The sequence below is a fragment of the Azonexus sp. genome (genome assembly GCF_041909095.1).
GTDB lineage: Bacteria > Pseudomonadota > Gammaproteobacteria > Burkholderiales > Rhodocyclaceae > Azonexus.
Genome location: NZ_JAYREB010000004.1, coordinates 169,085 through 190,101, shown reverse-complemented (window position 1 = coordinate 190,101; position 21,017 = coordinate 169,085). Strand labels below are relative to the sequence as shown.

The following is a 21,017-nucleotide window of genomic DNA, read 5'->3' as shown; positions in this document are numbered from 1 at the left end:
GGCGCCAAGCGGGAAGCACCGGATAAAGCGACTTGCCGCGATATCATGGCATTCTTGCAACGCTGCGGTCGCCCCGCCATCTGCCTTTGCTCAAATCGCTGACCCAACTGCTCCGTCGCCTGCGTCCGCGCGGTACCGCTTCCGACCAACGCCTGCTCGACACCCTGGCGGCTTTCCGCAACGAGCAGGCCGACGAACTCGGCCTGCTGCGCCGCCTGATCGCCGCGCTGCGTCCGGCGCATGCCGGCGACGAAGGCACCCCGGCGCGCTACGCGCTGCTCCTCGAGTGCCTTGAACAGGACGCCACGCTCGCCGCCGCCTTCCGTCACCATGTCCTCACTTTCATCGGCAGCCGCCGCCTGCTGACCTTCTTCACCGACAGCGGCATCCTGCCCGGCACCGGCTTCTTCTCCGAATGGTGGCGCATCCTCGGCAACCGGCTGTTGCCGGAAGCGCCCGACGAACGGCGGATGCGCGACTGCCTGCAACTGATCTTCGAACGACGCGACGACTGGCGCTGGCTGGAAGCCATCCCGACGCCGCTGGCGCAGCGCTTCTGGACGCTGCTTGCGCCGGCCGAGGATTTCCGCGACCTCGACCGGCGCGGCGTGCAGGAACAGATGCTCGACGCCATCCTGCTCCTCGCCCACCGCGTCAGCGGCCTCGGTGTCGAGGAGGAACTGATGCGCGCCTCGCCCAACCTCGACGACGACGCACCGCGCTTCATCGCCCTTTCGGCGGAGGCACTGGAATTCGTCAGCGCCTTCCGCGCCGGGCTCGACGGCGACACCGAGCGTTTCGACAAAGGCGACCAGCTACAGGTCATCGTCGACCAGTGCCAGGACACCCTGAAACGCATCCGCAAGCGAGCGCTCACCATCGGCACCAGCTTGCATCTCTCCTATCTGCTGACACGTGGCGAGCAAAGCCTGCAGCGGCTGGCCGAGCTGGTCGCCATCCTCACCGCCGGCCTGCGCCAGGTGCCGCACGAGGCGGCGATCGCGCAATGGGCCGACTTCGCGCGCGCCGTCTTCCTCGCCGAAAACCGCCGCCACAGCCTGCGTCATTACCTCGGCCAGCTGTCCGGCGTGCTCGCCGTGCGCGTCACCGAGAACGCCGCCCGCTCCGGCGAGCATTACATCTGCGAGACGCCGGCCGACTACCGCAAGATGTGGCGTTCGGCGGCCGGCGCCGGGGTCCTGATCGGCGTCATGGCGCTGCTCAAGATCAAGGCGGCGGCGCTGCACGCGCCGCCCTTTGTCGAAGCCTTCCTGTTCAGCATGATCTACGGGCTTGGTTTCGTGCTCATCTTCCTGCTCGGCTTCACCGTCGCCACCAAGCAGCCGGCGATGACCGCGCAGACGCTGGCCGGCCTGCTCGGCGAACTGAAATCGAACCGCAGCGCCGAACTCGAACGCGTCGCCGACGTCGCTGCCGCGGTCAGCCGCAGCCAGCTGGCGGCGATCTTCGGCAACGTCGCGGTTGCCTTCCCGGTCGCCCTGCTGGTCGGCCTCGCCTTCACCCTGCTCGGCGGCGAGGCGGTCGGCCCGGACAAGGCGGTACACCTGCTGAACGACCTCGACCCGCTGTCGTGGGCGATCCCGCACGCCGCCATCGCCGGCTTCTACCTCTTCCTGTCCGGGCTGATCAGCGGCTACTTCGACAACCGCGCCGCCTACGCCGACATCGGCCGCCGCATCGGCCACCTGCGCTGGTTGCGCGGCATTGCCGGCCGCCCCCGCGCCGAGCGCATCGGCCGCTACATCGAGGACCGCCTGGGCGGCATCATGGGCAATTTCCTGTTCGGCTGCATGCTCGGCTCGACCGGCATGCTCGGCGCCATGCTCGGCCTGCCGCTCGACATCCGCCACATCGCCTTCTCCTCGGCCAACCTCGGCTACGCGCTGGGCGGCCTCGATTACGCGATCGCCTGGCAGGCGCTGCTGCTCGGCGTGCTCGGCGTCGCCCTGATCGGCCTCACCAACCTCGGCGTCAGCTTCGCGCTGGCGCTGCGTACGGCGATGCGCGCCCGGCGCATCGAGTTCGCCCACTGGGGGCCGCTGCTCGGCGCCATCGGCCGCCGCCTGCGCCGCCAGCCGGGCAGCTTCCTGCGCCCGCCGCGACCGCCCACCGCCTGACGATGCGCTGCCTGCCCGCCCTGCTCCTCTGCTGCGCGCTGCCCGCCGCCGCGCAGTGGCGGGTCGAAGCGCCCGACGATCTGGCCGGCCACATCTCGCCCTTCCTCACCGAACACACCGGGCGCCATGGGGCACGGGCGCTGGGCGAGGAAATCCTCGCCACCGAAGGTTATTTCACGCCGCGGATCGAAATCGCCGACAGCGATGCCGGGCTGACGCTGAAGATCGACCCCGGCCCGCGCACCCGTATTGCCGAAGTCGACCTCGCGATCACCGGCCCGCTCGATCCGGCAAGGCGCGAAGCGCTGCTCGCCGGCTGGCGGCTGCCGGTCGGCCAGCCCTTCCGCCAGGCCGACTGGAACGACGCCAAGCAGCAGGTCCTGGCCGAACTGCTCGCCGTCGAACACGCCGCCGCCCGCCTCGACGACAGCGCGGCGACGATCGACGCCGCGACCCAACGGGCAACGCTGCGCGCCCATTACGACGCCGGCCCGCGCTACCGCTACGGCGAGCTGCGCATCAGCGGCCTGCACCGCTTCCCGCCCGAGCTGGTCGCCCGCTACAACCGCCAGGTGCGCAGCGGCCGCCCCTACCGCGCCGAGGACCTGCACCTGCTCAGCAGCCAGTTGCAGGCGACGCCCTACTTCGCCAGCGCCCGCGCCGAACTCGATCTGGACGCCGCCAGTGTCGACGCCGACGGCAACGCGACGGTCCCGGTCGACCTGCGGCTGCGCGAACGCCCCGGCCACCGCGCCGGCTTCGGCGCCGGTTTCAGCTCGAACACCGGCGCCCGCGTCGAGGCCAACTACCAGACACCGAATTTCCTCAACCAGGCCTGGGAATTCACCGGCGGCCTGCGCCTCGAACAGAAGCGGCAGACCCTCTACGGCGACGTCTTCCTGCCGCCGGACGCCAGCCAGCGCCGGCATGGCTTCGGCTTCGCGCAGGAAACCAGTGACATCGAGGACCTGCGTACCGAACGTCACGCCTTTGGCGTGCAGAGCATCCAGCAACGCGGCAGCGTCGAACAACGGCTGTCGCTCAACTGGCAGCGCGAACGGCGTTCGCCGGACGGTGCCGACAGTGTCACCAGCCGGGCCCTGGTCGCCAACGCCACCTGGACCTGGCGCGCCGTCGACAACCCGCTCGATCCGCGCGCCGGCCTGGTAGTCCAGCTCAGTCTCGGCGGCGCCACCCGCGCCCTGCTTTCCGACAGCGACTTCGTGCGCGCCCACGGCCGCGTCCAGTATTACCTGCCGATCGGCAGCCGCGACACCCTGGCGCTGCGCGGCGAACTCGGCCGCACCTACGCCGACAGCCGCCTGCACGTGCCGCAGGACTACCTGTTCCGCACCGGCGGCACCGGCTCGGTGCGCGGCTACGCCTACCAGAGCCTTGGCATCCGCGAGGGCACGGCAACCGTCGGCGGCCGCTATATGGCCGTTGCCAGCGCCGAGTACACGCACTGGCTGAACGACGACTGGGGTGTCGCCGCCTTCGTCGATGCCGGCGACGCCGTCGATGCCCTCGCCGACGCCCGCCTCGCCGTCGGCTACGGGCTCGGCGTGCGCTGGCGCAGCCCGGCCGGCCCGATCGGCGCCGACCTCGGCTACGGCCAGCGCGAGCGCGCCGTGCAACTGCACTTCTCGCTGGCGATCCCGTTCTGATCATGAAACGCCGCGCCCTGCTCGTTCTCCTCCTCGTTTTCCTGCCGCTCGCCGGCCTCGCCTGGCTGGCCGGCACCGGCAGCGGCCTGCGCACCCTGGCCGGCCTCGCAGCCACCGCCAGCGGCGGCCGCCTGCAGCTGACCGGTGTCGACGGCCGCCTCGCCGGCCTGCTGCAGATCGCTGAAGTGCGCTGGCAGGACACCGGGCAAAACATCGCCATCGACCAGCTACAACTCGCCTGGACGCCGGGTGCACTGCTCGACGGGCGACTGCAGGTCGACGCGCTGACGCTCGGCGAACTGCGCATCGACAGTGCCGCCGCCACCACAGCAACGCCGCTCCCCGCCGACCTGCGCCTGCCGCTGGCGCTTGCCGTCGACCGCCTGGAAATCGCCAGCGTCCATTACAACGACCGCGCCGTCGCCAACGACCTGCGCGCCCGCCTGGCGAGCGACGGCCGCCAGCACCGCCTGACCGCGCTCAGCCTGCGCAGCGGCGACGTCACCCTCAGCGGTGACGGCGAACTCGACGGCCTCGCCCCCTTCCCCCTGCTTGCCGACCTCGCCGTACAAGGGCAACTGGCCGAACGGCGGCTCGCCATCGACCTCCACGCCGCCGGCCCGCTCGCCCGCCTGCCGCTACGCCTGCAGTCAAAAAGCGGCATCGCCGGCGACGGCGAAGCGCTGCTGACGCCGTTCGCCGAACAGCCCTTCGCCAGTGCCCGCATCGACCTCCAGGAGATCGACCCGAGCGCCTGGCAGGCGGCGCTACCCGGCGCCCGGCTCGCCGCTCGTATCGATATCGCACCGACCGACGACGGGCTAAGCGCCCGCTTCCACATCGCCAACAGCCGTCCCGGCCCACTCGACCGCCAGTCCCTGCCGCTCACCGACCTGGCCGGCGACGCCACCTGGCAGGCCGGCCGCCTGCAACTGCCGGCGCTGCGCCTGACGCTGGCCGGCGGCGGCGAACTGCAAGGACGCGGCGACTGGCAGGGCGAACAGGACGGCAGCCTGCATCTCGAACTGACCGCCAGCCGCCTCGACGCCGGCCGCCTGCTCGCCGCATTGCGGCCGACCCGGCTGGCCGGGACGATCAAGGCCGAACTGGGCGCCAGCGCCCAGCAGCTGCGCGTCGACCTGGCCGACCCGCGCTTTCGCCTGCGCGCGGCCGTCCGCCATGCGGCGGCGACGGTGGACCTCGAACAGCTTGAATTGGCCGCCGGCGACGCCCGCCTGCAGGCCAGCGGTCAACTGCAGACCGGCGACCTCAGCTTCCGCGCCGACGCCCGCCTCGACCGCTTCGACCCGGCACGTTTTGCCGCCCTACCGACGGCAACGCTCAACGCGACACTGCGGGCGAGCGGCCGCCTCGGCCCGGCGCCGGTGGTCGACGGCGAGTTCGCGCTGCGCGACAGCCGCTTCCGCGATCAGCCGGTGAGCGGCCAGGGCAAGCTGCGCCTGGCCTGGCCCCTGCTCAGCGGCGTCGACCTGCAACTGGCGCTGGCCGGCAACCGGCTGCAGGCGAACGGCGCCTTCGGCCGCGCAGACGACCGCCTGAACGTCGTCATCGACGCCCCGCAACTCGCCGTGCTCGGCGGCGAAGGCGGCATCGCCGGCCGCCTCGAACTCGGCGGCACGCTCGACCGGCCCAGCCTGAGCGCCAACCTGCAGGCGGCAACGCTCGGCCTGCCGGGCAGTTTCCGGCTGCGCGGCCTCAAGCTCGATGGCCAGCTCGGCGCCGCCGACGACGCAGCGCTCAAACTCCAGCTCGGCGTCGACGAGATCGGCGACGGTCACAGCACGAACTGGGCGCAGGCGCTGCAACTGACGGTCGACGGCAGCCGGCGCAGCCACCGCCTGCGCCTCGCCGGCAACCTGACCGGCGGCGAGCGCCTGCAACTGGCAGCCAGCGGCGGCCTCGGCGACATGCGCTGGCAAGGCCAGCTCGACGAACTGACGGTGAACGCCCGCGACACCGCCCGCAACCTGCGCCTGCTCGCCCCGGCCGCCGTGCAGTTGGCCGGCGACGCCTGGTCGCTCGGCCCGCTGCGCCTCGCCGGCGCGCCCCTCGACTGGCAGGCGACGCTCGCCGCCAGCGCCGATACCAGCCGGCTGCACGCCGAATTGCAGGCGAGCGGCAGCCGGGTCGGCAAGGTCGACGCCCGCCTCGACGCGGCGCTCGCCAGCCCCTGGCGGATCGCCACCGACCGCCCCTGGCAGGGCCGCCTCGACGCCGCGATCAACGACCTCGCCTGGCTCGGCGAACTGCTCGGCGAGCAATGGCATAGCGCCGGCGAGCTGAGAACGGCGCTGCGCCTCGCCGGCACGCCGGGCCGGCCGCAACTGTCGGGCACGGTAAACGGTAGCCGGCTGGCGCTGAGCGACAGCGAAAGCGGCATGCGCCTCGAACAAGGCGAACTCGCCGCCGACATCGCCGACAACCGCCTGCAGCTACGGCGCTTCGTTTTCGTCAGCCCGCACCAGGCGCTACCGCGCCCGCTGCGCCAGCGCCTGGGCGACGCGGCGGTGGCCCAGGCCGCGCCAGGCAAACTGGAGGTTTCCGGCAGCATCGCCATCGACCCGGCGAGCAGCGACGGCCAGGCCAATCTTGACGTCGTCCTCGACCGCGTCGGCGTCCGCCAGCGCCCGGACCAGTGGCTGAATCTCTCCGGCCAGGGCAAGCTGAGCTGGCAGCAGGCGGCGCTCGGCCTGCGCGGCCAGCTCGCGGTCGATGCCGCCTGGTGGCAGATGGCGCCGGCCGGCGCGCCGCGCCTGTCGGACGACGTCATCGTCCAGCGCCCGGGACAGAAAGTCGCCACCAGCGTCCGGCCGCGGCTCGACCTCGACCTGGAAATCGGCCTCGGCCGCCACTTCCTGTTCGACGGCGCCGGGCTGTCCACCCGGCTGGCCGGCAGCCTGCGCCTGACCGCCAGCGGCCGCGACCTGCCGCGCGCCAGCGGCACCATCCGCACCCGCGACGGACGCTTCGACGCCTACGGCCAGCAACTCGAGATCGAGCGCGGCGAGCTGCGTTTCCAGGGCCTGCCGGAGAACCCGGCGCTCGACGTGCGCGCCGTGCGCAAGGGGCTGGCGGTCGAGGCCGGCGTACAGATTTCCGGCACGGCGCAGAAACCGGTGCTGCGCCTGGTCTCCGATCCCGAACTGCCGGACGCCGAGAAGCTCTCCTGGCTGGTCCTCGGCCACGGCCCGGAAGGTACCGGCAGCGGCGACGCCAGCGTCCTGCTCGCGGCCGCCGCCGGCCTGCTCGGCAACGACTCCGGGAAATTGGTGCAGCAGTTGAAGCGCAGCTTCGGCATCGACGAGTTCGGCGTCCGCCAGGGCAGCCTCGACGGCAGCGGCCGCCAGGCCGGCAGCCGGATCGCCGGCGGCAGCGTGGATACGACGACCAGCACCGGCCAGCAAATCCTCAGCATCGGCAAACGCCTGACCGAGAAGGCAACACTCGGCTACGAACAGTCGCTGGGCACCGCCGACAGTCTGGTCCGCCTGTCGATCGCCCTGACCCGCGACATCACCCTGGTCGGCCGCGCCGGCAGCGACAACGCGGTCGACGTCTTCTACACCCTCACCTGGGGTCTTCCGCCGGCGCGGCGGGGGCGGCGGGAAGCGGCGCCTTGACCGGCATCTCGTGGCGGCGCTGGGCGACCAGGATGAGCAGGGCGGAGACGATGACGACGATCAGCACGCTGCCGCCGACCCATTCCGGCACCGGCACCACCATGCGCGCGGTGAGGTAGAGCAGCACGGTGATCAGGCCGCGCGGCGCCAGCCACAGCAGCGACGGCGCCAGCGGCCCGCCGAAGCTGCGCAGCAGCGCGGCACGCGACAGGTAGATGATGAACAGCACGACCAGCGCGCCGAACCAGGCCTTCGGCATCGCCAGCGTGCCGATATCGGTCCAGTAGCCGAGCAGGATGAAGAAGAAACCGCGCACGGCGAAGGTCAGTTCGAAGGCGATCGCCTTGAACTCGTTGAGCGTCGTGTCGTAGTGGTCGCTCATCCAGTGCTCGAACAGCGGCACCCGGGTGATCAGCAGCGGGTTGTTGATGGTCAGCCCGAACAGCAGGACCATGATCAGCGGCGACAGGTAGAGCAGCTTGCCCGCCGCGTAGAGGCCGAGCAGGCCGGCAAGCAGCGGCAGGAAGCGGATCGGCCCGCGGCTGTGCATCAGGATCAGGGCCAGACCGATGGCGCAGATCACCGACAGCACCAGCGACACCAGGCCGCCGCCGAGCAGTCCCTGGACGACGCCAAGGAAGGAACCGTCGGAATGGACCAGGGCGAAGAAGACGATGACGCCGATGATGTCGGACAGCGCGCTTTCATAGACGACGAATTCACGGCCGTGCGCCGGCAGGAACTGGCTGTTGGGGATGGCGACGGCACTGGAAATCAGCGCGAAGGGCACGGCGATCACCGCCGCCTTGAAATAGCCGAAGGCGAAATAGAGTTCGATCAAGGGCATCAGCACGGCAAAGCAGACTAGGAAGCCGAGCAGCGCCATCCACATTGCCGCCCGCGCCGAGTACAGGCGTTCGCGCGACAGCGAGATGTCGAGCGAACCTTCGAGGACGATCAGCACCAGGCCGATGGTGCCGATGATCGGCACCACCATGTCGAGCCCGGCCAGCGTCCAGCCGGCGACATGGAGCAGCGGCTTGGTCAGCATGCCGGCGGCGATCAGCAGGATCACCGGCGGGATCCGGAAACGCCGGCCGGCTCGCTCGATGGCGAAGGCCGCGAGGAGGATGGCCGAGGCGAAGAGGATGGAAACATGGACGTTCATGCCGTCTCTCCGGGAGCCGCGGCTGCGCGGCGGCGGCCGAGCCAGGCGATGAGGTCGTCCACATAGGTGAAGACGACCGGGATCACCAGCAGGCTGAGGAAGGTTGAGGTGATCAGGCCGCCGATGACGACGATCGCCATCGGTGCCCGGAAGCTGGGGTCGGCGCCAATGCCGAGCGCGATCGGCAGCATGCCGGCGCCCATCGCGATGGTGGTCATGACGATCGGCCGCGCCCGCTTGCGGCAGGCGTCGAGCAGCGCATGCCAGCGGTCGAGCCCGTGGTCGCGGCGGGCAAGGACGACGTAGTCGATGAGCAGGATCGAGTTCTTGGTGGCGATCCCCATCAGCATGATGAGGCCGATCATCGACGGCATCGACAAGGCCTTCTGGGCGATGAACAGCGCCAGGAAGGCGCCCGGCACCGACAGCACGAGCGCCGCCAGGATGGTCACCGGCTGCACGAAATCCTTGAACAGCAGGACCAGCACGATGTAGATGCAGAGCACGCCGGTGGCCATCGCCAGGCCGAAGCTGGCGAACAGTTCGCCCATCGCCTCGGCGTCGCCGATCGTCGTCTGGATGATGCCGGGCGGCAGTTGCTGCAGGCTGGGCAGCGCCAGCGCCGCCTTCTCGACGTCGCCGAGCGCCTGGCCGTTCAGTTCGACCTCGAAGTTGATGTTGCGCAGGCGGTCGTAACGGGTGATCTCGGCCGGCCCGCCGGCGATGTCCACGCTGGCGATATTGGCCAGCAGCACCGGGCCGTGGCGGCCGGGGACGGTGAGCTGGCGCAGCAGGTCGAGGTCGGCGCGGGCGGCCGGCGGCAGCTTGACGACGATCGGCACCTGGCGCTGCTGCAGGTTGAGCTTGGCCAGCCCTTGGTCGTAGTCGCCGGCGGTGGCGATGCGCAGGGTGTCGGCGATCGCCGCCGAGGTGACGCCGAGGTCGGCCATGCGCGCGAAATCGGGGCGGATCACCAGTTCCGGGCGGGTCAGGCTGGCTGTCGTGGTGACGCTGCCGATGCCGGCAATGCCGCGCAGCTCGCGCTCGACCTGGCGGGCATGGCTGGCCAGCAGCTCGCCGTCCTCGCCGGCCAGGACGATGACGTACTTCTCGTTGGCCGAAGCGAGGCCAACCTTGATCCGCGCCCCTGGCACCGCTACCAGCGCCTGGCGCAGTTCGCCCTCGATCTGCTGCTTGCTGACCCCCGAACGCTCGCCGCGCGGCGTCATGTTCACGGTCAGCGTCGCCTTGCGCACCTCGGCGGCGCCGCCCGGCATGAACGGGTCCTTGCCGGCTGACCCGCCGCCGAGCGCGGTATAGACCAGGCGCACCTGCGGATGGGCGGCGACGATACTCCGCGCCTGTTCCGCCGCCGTCAGCGTTTCGGCGAAGCGGGCGCCGGGTGGCAGTTCGACATGGACCTGGGTCTGCGACAGGTCGTCCGGCGGCAGGAAGCCGGTCGGCAGCAGCGGCACCAGCGCGAAGGAGCCGAAAAAGAAGGCGGCGGCGGCGACCAGGGTCAGCAGCCGGTGACGCAGGCACCAGCCGGCCCAGCCCTCGTAGATGCGCAGCCAGCGCGGCTGGGCGTGGGCGGCGGTGGGGCGCAGCAGGTAGGCGGCCATCATCGGCGTCAGCATGCGGGCGACGACCAGCGAGAAGAAGACGGCAATCGCCGCCGTCCACCCGAACTCGATGAAGAACTTGCCGGCGACGCCGCTCATGAAGGCGGTCGGCAGGAACACCGCGATCAGCGTGAAGGTGGTGGCGATGACCGCCAGGCCGATCTCGTCGGCCGCTTCCATGGCCGCCTGGTAGGGCGTCTTGCCCATCGCCAGGTGGCGCATGATGTTCTCGATCTCGACGATGGCGTCGTCGACCAGAATGCCGACCACCAGCGACAGCGAGAGCAGGCTGACGACGTTGATCGTGAAGCCCATCAGGTACATCGCGGCGAAGGTCGGGATGATCGACAGTGGCAGCGCGGTGGCGGCGACGAAGGTGGCGCGGCCATCGCGCAGGAACAGCCAGACGACGATGACGGCGAGGATGGCGCCTTCGATGAGCAGCCACATCGAGCCTTCGTAGTTCTCGATCACCGGATCGACGAAGTTGAAGGCCTCGGTGATCTCGATGTCCGGGTGTTCCGCGCGCAGGCGGGCGAGGACGACGGCCACCGAGTCCGCCACCTCGACTTCGCCGGCACCCTTGCTGCGCGAGATTTCGAAGCCGACCACCGGCTTGCCGTTGAGCAGCGCCGCGCTGCGCCGTTCGGCGATGTCGTCGCTGACGCTGGCGATCTGGTCGAGGCGGACATGGCGACCGTCGCCGAGGACGATGTCCATCGCCGCCAGTTCGGCCGCCGAGCCGACGGTGCCGATGGTGCGCACTGATTGCTCGACGCCGCCGATGTCGGCGCGGCCGCCCGAGGCTTCCTGCTGGATTTGCCGCAACTGGCGCGAGATGTCGGCTGCCGAGGCGCCGAGCGCGAGCAGGCGGGCCGGGTCGAGTTCGACGCGCAGCTCGCGGCTGACGCCGCCGACGCGGGCCACGGCACCAACGCCGCGGGCGCTGAGGATGGCCTTGGCGATGGTGTTGTCGACGAACCAGGAGAGCGCCTCCTCGTCCATCCGCGACGAGGCGACGGTGTAGGTCAGGATCGGCGCGCCGGCCACCGACACCTTGCTCACCACCGGGTCCTTGAGGTCGCCCGGGAGGTCGGAGCGGATCCGCGACAGCGCGTCGCGCACGTCGTCGACCGCTTCCTGGGTCGGCTTTTCCAGGCGGAACTCGACGGTGATCGTCGCCGTCCCGTCCTGCACCGTGGTGTAGATGTGCTTGACCCCCTGCAGCGTCGCCACCGAATTCTCGATCTTGCGCGCCACCTCGGTTTCCATCTGCGCCGGCGCGGCGCCGGGCAGGCTGGCGCTGACCGTCACCGTCGGCAGGTCGACATCCATGAACTGCTGCACCTTCATGCCCTTGAAGGCGACCAGCCCGGCCAGCGTCAGCAGCAGGAAGAGCAGGATCGCCGGGATCGGGTTGCGGATCGACCAGGCGGAAACGTTCATTGACCGCCACCCGCGGCGATGACCTGCACGAGGTCGCCGTCGGCGAGGAAACCGGCGCCGCTGGCGACAATGCGCGCCCCCGCCGGCAAGCCGTCGACGATCTCGACCAGCTCGCCCTGGCGACGGCCGAGGCCGACCTTGGCCTGGGCGACGCGGTCGGCGCCCTGCAAGGTGAAGACGTAGGCGAAGCCCTCGCGCAGCACCACCGCAGCCTGCGGCACGGCCAGCGCCGGCGCCCGGCCGAGTTCGAACTCGCCGCGCGCGAACATGCCGGCGCGGAGCGCGCCGCTCGTCGGCAGATCGACGAAGACGATACCGTTACGGGTCGCCGGATCGACCGCTGGCGCCACCTGGCGTACCTTGCCATCGACCGTCGCGCCGTCCGGCGCGGAAAGATGCGCTGGACCGCCAACGACGATCCGCCCGAGGTCGGCCGACGGCACCGCCGCCCGCCATTCGAGACGGCCGCCGCGGATCAGCCGGAACAGTTCCTGGCCAGCCGTCGCCAGCGAACCGACGGCAGCGCTGCGCGCCGCGATGACGCCATCGTCCGGCGCCTTGATCTCGGTGCGCGCCAGACGCAGCGCCGCCGCATCCAGCCGCGCCCGCGCCGCCGCCAGGCGGGCGGCCGTTGCCTGTTCGGCGGTCTGGTACTGGGTGTTCATCTGCTGGCTGTAGAAACCCTTCGCCTGCAATTCCTTGGCCCGTGCCGCGTTACCGCGCGCCTCGGCCACGCTGGCCTCCAGCTCGGCCACCGCCGCCCGCGCCTCGGCCTGCTCGCTGGCCGCCGTCGCCGCGTCGAGACGCGCCAGCACCTGGCCCTTGCGCACCGTCTGGCCGACATCGACGGCGACCTCGACGATACGCAGGCCGGACAATTCGGCGCCGATCACCGCTTCCTGCCAGGCAACGACGTCGCCGTTGGCGCCCAGGGTACGCGGCCAATCGACCGTCTGCGGCGCCACCACGGCAACGCTCAGCGCTGGCTTGGCAGCAGCCTGCGGCGCCACCGCTTCCTTGCCGCAGGCGGCGAGCAGCAGGACGAGCGCCAGCGCGCCGGCACGCCGGAAAGCTGTCAAACGGGATAAGAACTGAGTCTGCCTGTCGATCATGCCGAACCTGCCCGGGCTGGAAAACCTGCGGATGATACCGCGTTGCTGCAGGTCCGCCGAATGCGCCGGGCCGATCAGGCTCAGCCGCGGTTCTGGTCGAGGATATCGGCGCGCAGGTGCATCGCTTCTTCGTGGAAGATGCGCGCGTCCATCAGGCGCGGCGCGGTCGGCAAGAGCGGTGCGAAGTCCATGCGCTCGAGGATGTCGTGCTGCAGGTCGACGCCGGGGGCGATTTCAGTCAGTACCAGACCGGCGGCGCTCAGTTCGAAGACGCAGCGCTCGGTGACGTAGAGCACCGGCGTGCCGCGACGGACCGCCTGCGGACCGGAGAAGGTGCGGTGTTCGACTGCGTCGACGAACTTGACCGCAGAGCCGTCCTGCAGAATGCGCAGACGGCCACCGTCAACCGCGACTTCCAGTTGGCCGGCGCTGAAGGTGCCGACGAAGACAACCTTGCGCGCCGCCTGCGAGATGTTGATGAAACCGCCGGCGCCGGCCAGCCGGGGGCCGAAGCGCGAGACGTTGAGGTTGCCCTGGCGGTCGGCCTGGGCCAGGCCGAGGAAGGCGATGTCGAGGCCGCCGCCGTCGTAGAAGTCGAACTGGCTGGGCTGGTCGATCACCGCCTGGGTGTTGGTGGCGGCGCCGAAGTTGAGGCCACCGGCTGGCACGCCGCCGATGACGCCGGGTTCGGCAGTCAGCGTCAGCAGGTCGACGATGCCTTCCTCGGCGGCGACGGCGGCGACGCCTTCCGGCATGCCGATGCCGAGATTGACCACGGCCCCCGGCGTCAGCTCCATCGCCGCGCGGCGGGCGATGATCTTGCGTTCGCTCATCGGCATCGGCGCAAGCGCCGACATCGGCACCCGGATTTCGCCGGAAAACGCCGGGCTGTAGGGCTCGGCGAAGGTCTGCATGTGGTATTCGGGCTTTTCGGCGACCACCACGCAGTCGACCAGGATGCCGGGAATCTTCACCTGCCGTGGATTGAGCGAGCCGCGCTCGGCGATCCGTTCGACCTGGACGATGACGATGCCGCCCGAATTGCGCGCCGCCATCGCAATGGCTTGCGCCTCCAGCGTCAGCGCTTCCTTCTCCATCGTGACGTTGCCGTCGGGGTCGGCGGTGGTGCCGCGGATGATCCCGACGTGGATCGGGAAGGCCTTGTAGAACAGGTATTCCTCGCCGTCGATTTCCATCAGGCGGACGATCTCGGTGGTCGTCCGCTGGTTCAGCCTGCCGCCGTCGAAGCGCGGATCGACGAAGGTGCCGAGGCCGATGCGGCTGATCGTCCCCGGCTTGCCGGCGGCGATGTCGCGGAACAAATGGGTGATGACGCCCTGCGGCAGATTGTAGGCCTCGACCCGGTTGGCCACCGCCAGCTCCTGCAGGCGCGGCGCCAGCCCCCAGTGGCCGCCGATGACGCGGTCGACCAGGCCATCGTGGCCGAGATGGTTGAGACCGCGTTCCTTGCCGTCGCCCTGCCCGGCCGCATAGACCAGGGTCAGGCCGCGCGGGCTGCCGAGGCCGTGCGCGTCGCTCTCGCGCGCTTCGAGGAAGCGCTGTTCGAGCGCAACGGCGATGTTCTCGGCGAAGCCGATGCCGACGAAACCGCCGGTGGCGACGGTGTCGCCGTCACGAATACGGGCGACGGCGGCGCGCGCCGACATCACCTTGCCCATCGGATTGCTCGAAATACCACCCGCCATCGTTTCCTCCGTCAGCCGCAGAAAACGCTCATGTTGGGTCAGAGCGTGGCGGCGCGCCACGCTCGTTTACCCTGAGTCGCCGGCTCAGTTGGCCAGCGCCGCCTCGATCTCGGCGAAGGTGCGCGGCAGGTCGAAGCCGAGCACCGGCACGCCCAGCGCACGGCCGATCTGGGTTGCCGAGAAGACGCCACGCACGCGCGGCAGGCCGGTCTGCGGATCGCTGTCCTCGACCAGGATGTGCTGACGGCCGAGCTGCTTCAGGGCGTCGAGGATTTCGCCGACGCGGGCACGCAGCACGTCATCGAGGGTCAGCGTGTCGATGCTGCCGATCGGCGTCATCAGTTCGCTGACGCGCAGTTCGTCGCGCTTGCAGGCGCGCGCCTGGGCAAGCTGCAGCGGCTTCTCGCCGAGAATGTCGCGGGCGGTGATCAGGCCGACCACTTCGTCGTCCTTGCCGAGCACCATGAGCAGGCGGACGCCGCGCGAGATCATGCGGGCGTTGGCTTCGTCGATCAGCGCCTCGGGCGCGATGCTGACCGCGGCAACACGGGAAAAATCGGTCATCGCCTCGATTGCCGGCGAATCGGCGGCGAGCAGGTTGAAACCGGTAAGGCACAGGGTGGCACTGGCCGACAGCTTGTGGGCGCGCAGGTGAACGGCTTGGTTCATGATTGTCTTCCTCCATCAGGGATTCTTGTCTTGCGGCTGGCGCCGCTTATTGCCGGAAGCCCGCCGACCTGCCGCGAGCTTCTGCTGCACAGTATTGAGCCAAGCCGGCCGCGTTGCAAGCAACGCGAAAACGGCGACCGGCGCGGCGCGAAACTGCCCTCGCCGCCCCCCGCAAAATTGCCGAAACGGTATGATTTGCCGCCCAGCCCCCCAGCCCCGACCGCCGCCCAACCTTCGCCATGAAACAATTCGTCAGCCGCCTGCGCGCCCTTGTCCCGACCCGGGAGCAGATCATGGCCAACCGCTGGCTGCGCTGGCTGCATCCCTTCCTGGCCAATCCCCGGCTGTGGCACTGGTCGCGGCGCGGCGTCGCGCTCGGCGTGGCGATCGGCATCTTCTTCGGCCTGCTCATCCCGATTGCCCAGATTCCCTTCTCGGCCGCCGCCGCCATCCTGCTACGCGCCAACGTGCCGGCCGCCGCGGCGAGCACGCTGGTCACCAATCCGGTGACTTTCGGTCCGGTCTATTACGCCGCCTACAAGCTCGGCGTCTGGCTGCACGGCGGCGAACCGGCCGCCGCGCCACCGCCGACCGCCGCGACGGCAAACGACGCCGGTGTCGTCGAGCGCATCCGCCGTCTCGGCCTGCCGCTGATCACCGGACTGGCCGTCATGGCCTCGCTGTTCGGTCTGCTCAGCTATGTCGTGATCAGCGCCGTCTGGTACTGGCGGGTCAAAGCCAGGCGGCGGCGCCAGCTGCGCGACTACCAGACGCGTTCCCGCGGTCGGCTGCACGGCCCCGGATAAGCCTGCTGCTCGCCCACAGGCGGGTGCGACATTCGGTCACTCCCCAGGCGGCGGCGCTGGCGCTATCGTGTCGATCAGTGTTTTCAGGAAAACACCTCTCGATCCCTTCAGCCCCGGCCCCGGGGCTTCTTTTTTGCCCGTGCTCACCACGCTCACCCAGCTCACCCGGACCCGCCTGATCGACCTGCGCTGGTTCTCGATCGGCGGCATGCTGCTCGCTGCAGCGGTCAGCACCAGTGTTCTCGGCAATGCCGAAGTGTTGCCCCGACTGCTCGCCTTCACGGTCGTCGTCGCCTGCCTCAACGGCTGTCTGTGGCTGGCCTCGCACCTGCACACCGGCGATGACGTGGCGCTGATCTCGCCCTGGACTCAGTTGCAGTTCGACGTATTGAGCTGGTCGATCTTCATCTATTTCTCGGGCGGCGCGACCAACCCGCTGATTTCGGTCCTGCTGCCGCTGGTCGCCTTCGGTGCCATCGTCCTCGACCGGCGGCGAGCCTGGCTGCTCGGGCTGATCTCGGTCCTCCTCTATTCCTTCCTGTGGCGCTACTACCTGCCGCTGCCCATCCTCGATGCGCAACGCGCCACTTACCTGCACCTGCTCGGCATGTGGCTGGTCTTTGTCGTGTCCACGGTGGTTTCGATCTGGTTCATTCAGAGCATGGGCGCCGCGCTACGCGAACGCGACGCGGCGCTGGCGCTGGCCCGGGAAAAAACGCTCCAGGACGAGTGGCTGGCCTCGATCGGCACGCTGGCGGCGAGTGCCGCCCACGAAATGGCGACGCCGCTGTCCACCCTCAACCTGCTGCTTGAGGAGTGGGCGGAAGACAGCAATTTTCCGCCCGCCTACCGCGACGATCTGGCACTGATGCGACAGCAGATCGAGCGCTGCCGGCAGACGCTCAACCACCTCTCCGGCCGCGCCAGCCAGCCGGCCGGCACCAACCGGCCGTCGATCGCCCACTGGCTCGACGCCTTCCTGCAGGCCTGGCAGGCCACCCACCCAGCAAGCAGCCTGCGCTACACGATAGCGCCGACGCTGGAACAACATGCCCCGGATTTCGACATCGCCGGCGAAAACGCCCTCGCCCATCTGCTGGAACACGCCGCGCGCGACGGCGGCCCCCTGCGGCTGCACGCCAGCAGCATGGCCGGCGCATTGACCATCCAGCTCGACGACGTCGCCGACGGCGCCGACCTGGCGCCGGCACGCGCCGCACTCGCCCGCGCCGGCGGCACATTGCACTTTACCGACCAGCACATCGAACTCCATCTGCCTTTGCCCGGAAAGCCATCGCCATGACCCCTGCCAGCCGCCCCCTGCTCGTCGTCGAAGATGACGAGAGTTACCGCTCGCTGCTTGCCCGCTCGCTGCAGCGGCGCGGTTTCGCAGTGCGCACCGCGAGCAGTGCCGACGAAGCGCTGGCCGCCTGCGCCGAGCAGGCACCGGCCTACGTCGTGCTCGACCTCAACCTGCGCGGCGAATCCGGGCTCAACCTGATTCGCCCCCTGCTCGCCTACGCACCCGCCGCGCGCATCGTCATCCTGACCGGCTACGCCAGCATCCAGACGACGGTCGCCGCGATGCGCCTGGGCGCCTGTCATTACCTGCCGAAGCCGGCGAACACCGGCGACCTGGTACGCGCCCTGCTGGACGACAACATTGCGCTGGACACCCGGATCGACGAGGAGCAACTCAGTGTCCAGCACCTGCAGTGGGAATACATCCAGCGCAAGCTGGCGGAAAACGATGGCAACATCTCGGCCACCGCTCGCGCCCTCAAGATGCACCGCCGTACCCTGCAGCGCAAGCTGGCCAAACGGCGGCCGCCGGACCTCGGTTTCGCCGTCGAATAAAAAAACCGGGACGTCCCGACGGAACGTCCCGGCAAGGCGGCAGCCCCGATGGCCGCCGTCAACGAGAGCTTATTTGTCCTGTTCTGCGCGATCGACCTGCGCCTCGAACCACAGGGCATTGACGACGGCGAACAGGATGGCCATGGCGAGGCCCAGTATCCAGCTGAAATACCACATGATCTCTTTCCCCTTTCAGTAAGCGGACTTGTTGTTGGCTTCGATGTAGCCGGCGGTGACCTTGCCGGACATCACGCGGTAGGCCCAGCCGGTATAGGCGATGACGATCGGCGTGAAGATCAGCGCCGCCCAGAACATCACCGTCAGCGTCAGGTGGCTGGAAACGCTGTCCCAGACCGTCAGGCTGGAGCGCAGGTCGGTGGAGGACGGCATGACGAAGGGGAACATGGCGACGCCGGCCGTGCCGATCACCCCGAGTTCGGCGACCGCGCTGGCGATGAAGGCGAGCAGCGGCTTGTCGGCGCGGGCGCAGACGATACCGAGCAGACCGCCGGCAAAACCGGCCCCGGGGATCGCCCACAGCAGCGGCTGCGCCTTGAAGTTGGCGAGCCAGGCACCGGCCTGCAGCGCCACCGTCTTGGCGAGCGGATCAGGCAGCGCGCCGGGATCGACCGGCGAGGTGATGACGTAGCCGGAAATCCCCATCGCCACCCAGACGCCGGCGCCGGCGAAGGCGACCAGCATGACGCTGCCGAACAGCGTTGAGGCGAGCTTGGCCCGCTGATAGACGGCGCCTTCGGTACGGATCATCAGGTAATTGGCGCCGTGGAAGGTCAGCATCGCGAAACTGACGACGCCGGCCAACAGCGCGAAGGGATTGAGCAGGGCCCAGAAGCTACCGGTATAGACCGGCATCAGGTTGCTCTCGAAGTGGAAGGGCACCCCCTGCAGCAGGTTGCCGAAGGCGACACCGAAGATCAGCGAGGGCACGGCGCCGCCGACGAACAAGCCCCAGTCCCAGGTCTTGCGCCAGGTCGGGTTGTCGATCTTGCTCCGGTAATCGAAGCCGACCGGACGGAAGAACAGCGCCCAGAGCACGGCCAGCATCGCCCAGTAAAAGCCCGAGAAGGCGGTCGCGTAGACCAGCGGCCAGGCGGCGAAGATGGCGCCGCCGCCGGTGATGAACCAGACCTGGTTGCCGTCCCAGTGCGGACCGACGGTGTTGATGATGATGCGGCGTTCAACGTCGTTCTTGCCGATGAAGGGCAGCAGCGTGCCGACCCCCATGTCGTGGCCGTCCATGACGGCGAAGCCGAGCAGCAGGACGCCGACCAGCAGCCACCAGACGAGTTTCAGGGTTTCGTAATCGAGCATGACGGTTTCCTCACTTGGCGGGATTGAGCAGGGCGCTTTCGCCTTCGTAGCGGCCGGTGCCGAGGCTGGCCGGACCGAGGCGGGCGAACTTGACCATCAGGTACATCTCGGCGACCAGCAGCAGGGTGTAGAAGCCGACGAAGCCGGCGAGCGAGCCATAGAGGCTGGTGCTGGTGAGCGCCGAGGTCGACAGGTTGGTCGGCAGGATGCCGTAGATGGTCCACGGCTGGCGGCCGTACTCGGCGACGAACCAACCCATTTCGCAGGCCAGCCAGGGCAGCGGGATCGACCACAGGGCCCAGCGCAGCAGCCAGCGCTTCTCGCCGATCCGGTTCTTCGCCGATTCCCAGAAGGCGATGGCCATCAGCGCCAGCATCAGGAAACCGAGGACGACCATGATGCGGAAGGTCCAGAACATCGGCGCCACGTCGGGGATGGTGTCGCGCGCGGCGCGGGCGATCATCTCCGGCGTCGCCTGGGCGACATCGGCGGTGTATTTCTTGAGCAGCAGACCGTGGCCGAGATCATCCTTGATCGCCGCGAAGCGGGCCTTCTCGGTTTCGCTGGCGCTACCGGCGCGCAGTTTCTCGAGCAGTTTGACCGCCTCGATGCCGGTGGTGATGCGTTCGGCGGCGCGTACTTCGAGCTGGTCGATACCAGGCAACACGGTATCGGTCGAGCGCGTGGCGATCAGGCCGAGCGCGTAGGGAATCTGCACTTCGGCGTGGTTGGTGCGCTGCTGGTCATCGGGCAGCGCGAACAGGGTGAACGGCGCCGGCGCCGGCTCGGTCTTCCACATCGCTTCAAGCGCCGCCAGCTTGGTTTGCTGGTGCTCGGTCACCGCGTAGCCCGACTCGTCGCCGAGGACGATCACCGAACACGCCGCGGCCAGCCCGAAAGAGGCGGCAATGCGGAAGGAACGGCGGGCGAACTCGACATGCACGCCCCTGAGCAGGTACCAGGAACTGATGCCGAGGACGAAGATCGAGCCGGTGACGTAACCGGCCGACACGGTATGAACGAACTTCGCCTGCGCCGCCGGGTTGAGCAGCACGTCGGCGAAGGAGGTCATCTCCATGCGCATGGTGACGAAACTGAACTCGGAACCGACCGGGTTCTGCATCCAGCCGTTGGCGATCAGGATCCACAGCGCCGAGAAGTTCGAGGCGATGCCGGTCAGGTAGTTGATCACCAGGTGGCCGCGCTTCGACAAGCGATCCCAGCCAAAGAAGAAGAGACCGATGAAGGTCGACTCGAGGAAGAAGGCCATCAGCCCCTCGATCGCCAGCGGCGCGCCGAAGACGTCGCCGACATAGTGCGAGTAATAGGCCCAGTTGGTGCCGAACTGGAACTCCATGGTGATGCCGGTGGTGACGCCGAGCGCGAAGTTGATGCCGAACAGCTTGCCCCAGAACTTGGTCATGTCCCGGTAGATCTCCTTGCCGGTCATCACATAGACGGTTTCCATGATGGCCAGCAGGATCGACAGACCCAGCGTCAAGGGAACGAAGAGAAAATGGTAGAAGGCGGTGGCCGCGAACTGCAGCCGTGACAGGTCGACAACTGTCGAGTCGATCATGACGATACTCCCTGGTTGATGAGCAGACAGGAGTCGCCGATGCCCGATCCGGCATGCCGGCGCCACGGCAATGAATGCCGCGCAGCGCCCGCGATCGCCACGGTTGCTTTCGTTTGCATCTACCCTCCGGCCTGTTTCCGGTTATGTAACTGGCGTCCCCCGCTGCCGCCCCACGTGCCTTGCTGGCTTGTCTGTGATGGCGGAAGCAGACCGGCGGATTCTCGGCGGCTGACCAGAGGGCTAGAAGTGACCGAATGTCGCACGCAGGCGACCG

14 protein-coding genes are annotated in these 21,017 nt (G+C 69.1%); 6 read left to right on the top strand and 8 right to left on the bottom strand.

Annotation, left to right across the window (positions count from 1 at the left end; genetic code table 11):
- The first annotated feature begins 32 nt into the window (after positions 1 to 32).
- The 3 genes from ACE3OV_RS10415 to ACE3OV_RS10405 are packed head-to-tail and all read left to right on the top strand — an operon-like array spanning position 33 to position 7,446.
- A complete protein-coding gene (locus tag ACE3OV_RS10415) occupies positions 33 to 2,138 on the top strand; it encodes a site-specific recombinase (protein ID WP_374326996.1) in 2,106 nt (701 codons plus the stop codon).
- Between the two features lie 2 nt (positions 2,139 to 2,140).
- Entirely contained in the window at positions 2,141 to 3,805 is a 1,665-nt protein-coding gene (locus tag ACE3OV_RS10410) for an autotransporter assembly complex family protein (RefSeq protein ID WP_374326995.1), read from the top strand.
- A gap of 2 nt (positions 3,806 to 3,807) precedes the next feature.
- Entirely contained in the window at positions 3,808 to 7,446 is a 3,639-nt protein-coding gene (locus ACE3OV_RS10405) for a translocation/assembly module TamB domain-containing protein (RefSeq protein WP_374326994.1), read from the top strand.
- Here the strand turns inward: ACE3OV_RS10405 and ACE3OV_RS10400 are convergent.
- The 5 genes from ACE3OV_RS10400 to ACE3OV_RS10380 all read right to left on the bottom strand — a co-directional run bounded on the left by ACE3OV_RS10400 (position 7,394) and on the right by ACE3OV_RS10380 (position 15,169).
- Positions 7,394 to 8,614: a cation:proton antiporter gene (locus ACE3OV_RS10400; protein ID WP_374326993.1), complete on the bottom strand. Its 1,221-nt coding sequence runs from the start codon at positions 8,612 to 8,614 to the stop codon at positions 7,394 to 7,396. The two genes, ACE3OV_RS10405 and ACE3OV_RS10400, sit on opposite strands and share 53 nt — an antisense overlap.
- Positions 8,611 to 11,682: an efflux RND transporter permease subunit gene (locus tag ACE3OV_RS10395; protein ID WP_374326992.1), complete on the bottom strand. Its 3,072-nt coding sequence runs from the start codon at positions 11,680 to 11,682 to the stop codon at positions 8,611 to 8,613. The genes ACE3OV_RS10400 and ACE3OV_RS10395 overlap by 4 nt, the downstream gene beginning before the upstream one ends.
- Positions 11,679 to 12,794, bottom strand: coding sequence for an efflux RND transporter periplasmic adaptor subunit (locus tag ACE3OV_RS10390; protein WP_374326990.1), 1,116 nt, complete (start codon positions 12,792 to 12,794; stop codon positions 11,679 to 11,681). Before ACE3OV_RS10390 ends, ACE3OV_RS10395 begins: the two co-directional genes overlap by 4 nt.
- A gap of 80 nt (positions 12,795 to 12,874) precedes the next feature.
- The gene (locus tag ACE3OV_RS10385) at positions 12,875 to 14,500 is read right to left on the bottom strand and encodes an acyl CoA:acetate/3-ketoacid CoA transferase (protein WP_374326989.1); all 1,626 of its coding nucleotides are present in this window, start codon (positions 14,498 to 14,500) and stop codon (positions 12,875 to 12,877) included.
- An 84-nt stretch (positions 14,501 to 14,584) separates the two neighbouring features.
- A complete protein-coding gene (locus ACE3OV_RS10380; RefSeq protein ID WP_374326987.1) occupies positions 14,585 to 15,169 on the bottom strand; it encodes a CBS domain-containing protein in 585 nt (194 codons plus the stop codon).
- A gap of 239 nt (positions 15,170 to 15,408) precedes the next feature.
- Here ACE3OV_RS10380 and ACE3OV_RS10375 point away from each other — a divergent pair, with 239 nt between their 5' ends.
- From ACE3OV_RS10375 to ACE3OV_RS10365, 3 genes are all read left to right on the top strand, one after another.
- Positions 15,409 to 15,975 carry a DUF2062 domain-containing protein gene (locus ACE3OV_RS10375; protein ID WP_374326986.1) on the top strand — a complete coding sequence of 189 codons (567 nt, stop codon included), beginning with the start codon at positions 15,409 to 15,411 and terminating at the stop codon, positions 15,973 to 15,975.
- Between the two features lie 139 nt (positions 15,976 to 16,114).
- A complete protein-coding gene (locus ACE3OV_RS10370) occupies positions 16,115 to 17,278 on the top strand; it encodes a histidine kinase dimerization/phospho-acceptor domain-containing protein (RefSeq protein ID WP_374326985.1) in 1,164 nt (387 codons plus the stop codon).
- Positions 17,275 to 17,832, top strand: coding sequence for a response regulator transcription factor (locus ACE3OV_RS10365; protein ID WP_374326984.1), 558 nt, complete (start codon positions 17,275 to 17,277; stop codon positions 17,830 to 17,832). Before ACE3OV_RS10370 ends, ACE3OV_RS10365 begins: the two co-directional genes overlap by 4 nt.
- A 69-nt stretch (positions 17,833 to 17,901) precedes the next feature.
- On the opposite strand, the gene cydX is transcribed toward ACE3OV_RS10365, so the two are convergent.
- From cydX to ACE3OV_RS10350, 3 genes are read right to left on the bottom strand one after another with little or no spacing between them, the layout of a single operon-like run.
- A complete protein-coding gene (gene cydX, locus ACE3OV_RS10360) occupies positions 17,902 to 18,009 on the bottom strand; it encodes a cytochrome bd-I oxidase subunit CydX (RefSeq protein WP_374326983.1) in 108 nt (35 codons plus the stop codon).
- Between the two features lie 15 nt (positions 18,010 to 18,024).
- Positions 18,025 to 19,164, bottom strand: coding sequence for a cytochrome d ubiquinol oxidase subunit II (gene cydB / locus ACE3OV_RS10355; protein WP_374326982.1), 1,140 nt, complete (start codon positions 19,162 to 19,164; stop codon positions 18,025 to 18,027).
- A gap of 10 nt (positions 19,165 to 19,174) precedes the next feature.
- Positions 19,175 to 20,743 carry a cytochrome ubiquinol oxidase subunit I gene (locus ACE3OV_RS10350; RefSeq protein ID WP_374326980.1) on the bottom strand — a complete coding sequence of 523 codons (1,569 nt, stop codon included), beginning with the start codon at positions 20,741 to 20,743 and terminating at the stop codon, positions 19,175 to 19,177.
- Positions 20,744 to 21,017: the final 274 nt, after the last annotated feature.